Genomic DNA, 6674 nt, shown 5'->3' with positions numbered 1-6674 from the left:
CCCCCCCCCGCCCCCCCCCCCCCCCGCCCCCCCGGGCCCAATGGGCGGGCCGGGGGTTTCCAATTTTGGGCGCCCCGCCACCCGCCCCCGCGCCCCCCGGCGCGGTACCGCTGAGCCGCCCACGCCAAAGGGCTGCGCCGGCCATATACACAATGCCAGCGACAATGAGCAACGCGCCAATGAGGACGACAGCCATTTCTCCTCACTCTTCTTCAAGCTCCTGCGCCTGGGACAGCAGCTTCAAGGACTGATAGCGAGGCGTTCGCGACGTCGCTCGCCTCGCCCGCTGAGACAGAACGGTCAAGACGCCGGCAGGTTCCCGCTAGAGCGGGATGCGTCCGACTTGAACTAGTTGAACTATCAGCGAATTGGCGACAGATCTGTCAGCCGAAGTCCGAAGGCGGCACCTTCTCGCCTTCGCGCTTGGCGCGCCTGGAATAGGCGCGGATGCTGAGCGGCAGGAAGAGCAGATAGCCGGCAACCGACGCCGTCAGCGTGTACCAGGGATAGGTCATCAACAGCAGGATGTAGAGGACGACACCGAGGATGATCGGCAGCACCTTGTCGCCCGGGACTTTCAGGCTTTTTCCGGAATAGACCGGCAGCCGGCTGACCAGCAGGAAGGCTATCAGAACGGTGAAACCGGCGGCGATGAAGGCGGCAGGGCGGGACGGCTCCACACCAAGCCGCAGGAAGTACAGGTAAAGCGGCAGCATCACCAGCACGGCGCCCGCCGGCGCCGGCACGCCGACGAAATACTCGGTCTGCCACTGCGGGCGATCAGTTTCTTCGTCGAGCACGTTGTAGCGAGCGAGTCTCAGCCCGCAGGCGATGGTGAACAGCAGCGCGGCAATCCAGCCCGGCGAGCCGGCCTGGTCGAGCAGGAAGGCATAGAGCACCAGCGCGGGTGCTACGCCGAAATTGACGATGTCGGCCAGCGAATCCATCTGCGCGCCGAATTTGGACGTCGCCTTCAGCATGCGTGCCAGACGGCCGTCGATGCCGTCGAGGAAGGCGGCCAGCAGCACCATCACCACTGCCGGCTCGAAACGGCCTTCGAAGCCGAAGCGGATGCCCGAGAGGCCGGCGCAGATGGCGAGCACTGTGACAAGATTGGGCAGCACCATGCGCATCGGAATTTCACGGATGCGCGGGCCGCCGCTGCCATGCGCCTCGAATTTTTTGAACGGCGCGCCCACGGCTCAGGACACCCGCACGAGCGGCGTTGCGGCAACGCCGCCGAATTCGGCCAGTATGGTTTCACCGCCGACTGCAGTCTGGCCGACGGCGACACGCGGCGTTGCGGTCGACGGCAGGAACACATCGACGCGCGAGCCGAAGCGGATCAGCCCGAAGCGCTCGCCGATGCCGATCGTGCCGCCGGTCTCGGCCCAGCAGACGATGCGCCGCGCCACCAGGCCGGCGATCTGCACCGCGGCCACCGTGCCGTTCGGGCTGTCGATGACCAGGCCATTGCGCTCGTTGTCGGCACTCGCCTTGTCAAGTGCGGCGTTGAGGAACTGGCCGGGCCGATGCTCTATCCTTGTGATGCGGCCGCGCACCGGAGCCCGGTTCACGTGGCAGGAGAAGACGTCCATGAACACCGAGATGCGGGTCATCTCGCCGCCCCCGAGGCCAAGTTCGCGCGGTGGCACTGCCGGACCGACCGCCGTGATGATGCCGTCGGCCGGGCTCACCACCAGCCGGTCGTCGACCGGCGTGACGCGCTCGGGATCGCGGAAGAAATAGACGCACCAGGCCGTCAGGATGAGGCAGACCCAGAACAGGATCGAAGAGAAATAGCCGAGGAAAAGCGTCACCGCTGCGAAGGCGGCGATAAACGGATAGCCTTCGCGATGGATCGGAACCAACGTTTTCTTGATCGTGTCGACGAGGTCCATGGAATGGAAACAGCCTAGTTTCAGGTCCGGCCTCAATAGCGGAAACACCCTGTGGCCGCAACGCGACAATGAGGGAACGCCGGATCCGGCGTTCTCGTCCGCATTAGCCGATCGCGGGCGTTGGAAGGGGTCCAATGAGCCTGTCCAAAAAAGCATGACTGGTGTCGGGGCGAACCGGCCTCATGCGTCCTTGGAGATACGGGCCTTGTCAAAGCGCCCGCCGAACGAAAGCTGGAGGCAACAAATGCTGTCACGGAAATCAGCAGCAAAGGAAGCGCGGGTCGTGATGAACGGTCTGGCGTTCGGCGAATCGCCGCGCTGGCATGATGGCAGGCTTTGGATCTGCAACTGGGGAACCGGCCAGATCATCGCCGTCGATTCCGACGGCAACAGTGAGGTCATGCTCACCGTGCCGGCCACCCTGCCCTATTCGGTCGACTGGCTGCCGGACGGTCGCCTGGTCGTCGTCTGCGGGCGTGAGGGCTTGGTGCTGCGGCAGGAAGCAGACGGGACGCTGGTCACCCACGCCGATCTGCGACACCTCTCACGGAACGCCTGGAACGAGATCGTCGTCGACGGGCGCGGCAACATCTACGTCAATGGCGGTGGGCCAGCGCCGGTTCCCGGCCAGCATTTCGGCCCCGGCACCATCGTGCTGATTGCACCGGACGGGTCGGTGCGGCAGGTGGCGGACAAGATCGCCTTCGCCAATGGGATGGCGGTGTCGTCTGACAACAAGACGTTGATCGTCGCCGAGTCCCACGCCAACAGGCTGACCGCCTTCGACATCGCCGCCGATGGCGGCCTTGCCAACCGGCGGCGATGGGCCGACCTCGGCAACGGCTTTCCCGACGGCATCTGCCTCGATGCCGAAGGCGCCATCTGGTATGCCGACGTCCCCAACCGGCACTGCGTGCGGGTGCGCGAGGGCGGGGCGATGCTCGACAGTGTCGATGCCGATCGCGGCTGCTTTGCCTGCATGCTCGGCGGCGCCGACGGCAAGACGCTGTTCATCGTCGCCGCCGAATGGCGCGGCTTCGAGCACATGATCAGCGATGCGCGCACCGGCCAGGTGCTCAGCATCGAAGCTTCCGCGCCGGGCGCTGGCTGGCCGTAGGGGCTACGACACCTCGGAGGGGCGGCGGCGGACGACAACGCCGAACTCGTCGCGCTCGCGAGCAATGCGCAACCGCTCCTCGGCCTCGGTTGCCTCACGCTGGCGATCCCACATCGACGCGTACAGGCCGGCCTTGCGCATCAAGGCGGCATGCGTGCCGCGCTCGGCGATCTGGCCGTCCTGCAGCACGATGATCTCGTCGGCCGAAATCACCGTCGACAGCCGGTGGGCGATGACGATGGTGGTGCGACCCTTGCTGACTAGGTCGAGTGCCGCCTGGATCTCCTGTTCGGTATGGCTGTCGAGAGCCGAGGTCGCCTCGTCGAGCATCAGGATCGGCGGCGCCTTCAAAATGGTGCGGGCGATTGCCACGCGCTGCTTCTCACCGCCGGACAATTTCAGTCCGCGCTCTCCGACCATCGAACGGTAGCCGTCGGGCAGCCGCTCGATGAACGGCCCGATCTGGGCGAGTTCTGCCGCCTTGCGCACATCCTCCTCGCTGGCATCGACGCGGCCGTAGCGGATGTTGTAGGCGATGGTGTCGTTGAACAGCACGGTGTCCTGCGGCACCATGCCGATCGCCGCGCGCAAGCTCTGCTGAGTCACGTCGCGAATGTCCTGGCCGTCGATCAGAATCTTGCCGCCCTGGATGTCGTAAAAGCGGAACAGCAGCCGCGAAATGGTCGACTTGCCGGCGCCCGATGGCCCGACAATGGCAACCGTCTTGCCGGCCGGCACTTCGAAGCTGATGCCTTTCAGGATCTTGCGGTTGGGATCGTAGGAAAACTGCACGTCGCGGAACTCGACCTTGCCGGAGCCGACGACCAGCGGCTTGGCCCCCGGCTTGTCGACGATCTCCTGCGGCACATCCAGCAGACCGAACATCTGCTCGATGTCGGTCAGGCCCTGGCGGATTTCGCGATAGATGAAGCCGATGAAGTTGAGTGGCACCGAAAGCTGGATCAGCATGGCGTTGATGAACACGAAGTCGCCAACCGTCTGCGTGCCGGCCTGCACCTCCAGCGCCGAAAGGCACATGACGATAACCGTTCCGAGACCGAAGATGACGCCCTGGCCGAAGTTCAGCCAGCCGAGCGAGGTCCATATCCTGGTGGCAGCGGTCTCGTAGCGCGCCATCGAACGGTCGAAGCGCTCGGCTTCCATGCCCTCGTTGTTGAAATATTTGACCGTCTCGAAATTGAGCAGCGAGTCGATCGCCTTGGTGCTGGCATCGGTGTCGCTGTCGTTCATGTCGCGGCGAATGACGATGCGCCAGTCGCTCGCCCTGATGGTGAACCAGATATAGAGCCAGACCGTCACCGCCACCACAGCCACGTACTTCCAGCCATAGGTGACCGCGAAGATGCCGGCTGTCAGCGCGAATTCGAGGATGGTCGGCAAGGTGTTGAGCACGGTGAAGCGGACGATCGTCTCGATGCCCTTGGTGCCGCGCTCGATGATGCGCGACAGGCCGCCGGTGCGGCGCTCGAGATGGAAGCGCAGCGACAATCGATGCATGTGGATGAAAGTGCGGAAGGCGAGTTGGCGCACCGCGTATTGTCCGACGCGGGCAAACAGCGCGTCGCGCAGCTGGTTGAAACCGAGTTGCACCAGCCGCACGACATTGTAGGCGATGACCAGCATGACTGGCGCCAGCATGAAGGCCGGCAGCGGCGGCGCCGACTTGGCGTCACCAGCCAGCGCATCGGTCGCCCATTTGAAGAAGTAGGGACCGGCAACCAGCGTCAGCTTGGCGACGACCAGAAGCACGGTCGCCCACACCACCCTCGCCCGCAAATCGGCACGGTCGGCCGGCCACATATAGGGCCAAAGATTGCGCAATGTCTTGAAGGTCGAGCCAGAATCGGCGGAGACGGTTTTTTCGGCCATTTTATCGCCTTTTCGTATTTCTTATTGCTTGACCACGATCTTTTCCGAAAACCGGCTTCCACTTTTCGCTGAGACGGTCCTTCGGTTCGGGATGATGGTCTAGCGGCCGGAGCAGCACGAATTGACCAGAGCGGCCAGCGATGCGGAAACATCTTCGAGCGCATCGCTGTCGACTTCATAGCGCGAGCGTTGCCGATCCGGCTGGTAGCGGACGAGCCCGGCTTCGACCAGTATCTTCAGGTGCTGCGAAACGGTGGACTGCGCCAGGTCGAGATGGTCGACGACCTCGCGGCAGCAGCAGGAGCGGCTGGCCGAAAGGTGCCGGAGAATTTCGATCCGGGCCGGATGCGAAAGCGCGGCGAGCTTCGCGGCGACGGCCTGGCTGTCGGCGAAGCCGCAAGTCTTCTCGGTCAAGGGAGCGTTCATCGTCTATCGGCGATAGACGATGAATGAACTTTCCGCAAGAGCCCGCTAGAGAAGAAAAGGATTTCTAGTTGGCCTTTGTCGGGGCCGTCGTCATCTGGTCGCCCATCGCCTTGAGGTTGGCGGCTTCGCCTTCCTGCGATTTTCCGGGGACCTTGAACACCTGCCCCGGCCAGATGCGGTCGGGATTCCTGATCTGATCCTGATTGGCGAGGTAGATGGTCGAGTAGCGAACGCCTTGGCCGTAGACGCGCCGCGAAATCCGCCACAGCGTATCGCGGCGGCGGATGATAACGGCGCTGTCGGCGTGTTCGAGCTTCGGCGCCGCGGTCTCGGGCACTCCGGTCGGGGGCGTCGCAGCCGCCACATCGGCTGGCGCCTCGGTCGCGGGCGCCGCAGGCGTGGTTGCCGGCGCGGCCGGCTTTGCCTCGGCAGGCGCCACGGCGGCGATCGACTCGCCCGGCTCGCGCTCGAACGGCACGGCGGCACGGGCCACCACCTTGACCCCGTCGGCATCGAGCGCATCGACGTGGATCGTGTAGGTGCCGACCGGAACGTTGCGCGTCGCCTCAACCAGGAAATGACCGTCGGGCGAAGTCTTCGCGTCGCCGAGCAAGATATCGTTGGCATAGGCGCGCACCTTGCGGCCGGGGTCGGCGAGCCCGGCGACGAAGATCTTGTTGCCGTCGATCTCGATCGCTTCGACGACGACCTTTGGCCCTGCAGCTAGTGTCGCCGGTGCGGCCGGCCCGCCCGGAGCGGGCGCGGGGGCGGCGTCGACGGTGGCCGGCGCCGTGGCAGCCGGTGCGGCTGGTGCTGCGGCAGCGGGGTCCCCGGCAGCGGAGTCCTCGGAAGCCGGGGCGGCCGCCTTGTCGCCGGCAGGCGGCGATTCAGGCTTTGTCTCGGGTGAAGGAACGGTGAGCAATTCGGAGGCCTTGCCCGGCTCCTCGATCATCGCCAGCACCTGGCCAGCAGGACTCTTGGGAATCGAGACGATAGCCGTCTGCGCCGAGGGGGTCACGACATTGCCGGTCATCGAGCGCAGCGCGATCGTGTAATCGCCGGGTTTCAGCGCATCGTCGAGAACGATGGCAAAAGCGCCATCGGCACCGGCGACCGTCGAGCCGAGAACCGTCGAACCGTTGAGAATCTCGACCTTGGCGTTGGGTGCGGCTTTGCCGGCGACGACAATAGAGCCCTTGATCTCGACCCGAACGATGTCGAAAGTCGGCGCAATCGCATCGGCCCCCCGCCCCCCCGGCCCCCCCGGGGGCCACACACCCCCAGACACAGTCGGGGGTGAAGACAGGGCAAGAGTCAATGGCCGTGCAGCACACAACCCA

At 65.0% G+C, this 6674-nt stretch carries 6 protein-coding genes; 1 reads left to right on the top strand and 5 read right to left on the bottom strand.

Annotation, left to right across the window (positions count from 1 at the left end):
- Positions 1 to 383: 383 nt before the first annotated feature.
- Together AC0L2K_RS12705 and AC0L2K_RS12700 are read right to left on the bottom strand one after the other, a co-directional pair.
- Complete coding sequence (locus AC0L2K_RS12705; protein ID WP_023800727.1) at positions 384 to 1199, bottom strand: CDP-alcohol phosphatidyltransferase family protein; 816 nt, start codon at positions 1197 to 1199, stop codon at positions 384 to 386.
- Positions 1200 to 1202: 3 nt separating this feature from the next.
- On the bottom strand, positions 1203 to 1901 hold the full coding sequence (locus tag AC0L2K_RS12700; RefSeq protein ID WP_023800728.1) for a phosphatidylserine decarboxylase: 699 nt from the start codon (positions 1899 to 1901) through the stop codon (positions 1203 to 1205).
- A gap of 244 nt (positions 1902 to 2145) precedes the next feature.
- Between AC0L2K_RS12700 and AC0L2K_RS12695 the strand changes: the two genes are divergently transcribed.
- Positions 2146 to 3018, top strand: coding sequence for an SMP-30/gluconolactonase/LRE family protein (locus tag AC0L2K_RS12695; RefSeq protein ID WP_473531496.1), 873 nt, complete (start codon positions 2146 to 2148; stop codon positions 3016 to 3018).
- Between the two features lie 3 nt (positions 3019 to 3021).
- Here AC0L2K_RS12695 and AC0L2K_RS12690 read toward each other — a convergent pair whose 3' ends face one another.
- The 3 genes from AC0L2K_RS12690 to AC0L2K_RS12680 form a co-directional block, all read right to left on the bottom strand.
- The gene (locus AC0L2K_RS12690; protein ID WP_091590511.1) at positions 3022 to 4908 is read right to left on the bottom strand and encodes an ABCB family ABC transporter ATP-binding protein/permease; all 1887 of its coding nucleotides are present in this window, start codon (positions 4906 to 4908) and stop codon (positions 3022 to 3024) included.
- 99 nt (positions 4909 to 5007) lie between these two features.
- A complete protein-coding gene (locus AC0L2K_RS12685) occupies positions 5008 to 5334 on the bottom strand; it encodes an ArsR/SmtB family transcription factor (protein WP_091590509.1) in 327 nt (108 codons plus the stop codon).
- 64 nt (positions 5335 to 5398) lie between these two features.
- A partial coding sequence (locus AC0L2K_RS12680; RefSeq protein WP_473531495.1) for a LysM peptidoglycan-binding domain-containing protein occupies positions 5399 to 6674 on the bottom strand: 1276 nt, incomplete at its 5' end.

It is taken from the genome of Mesorhizobium sp. WSM4817 (genome assembly GCF_055811135.1).
Note: the sequence above shows the minus strand (reverse complement) of the source record. Positions and strands in the feature narration are given on the sequence as shown.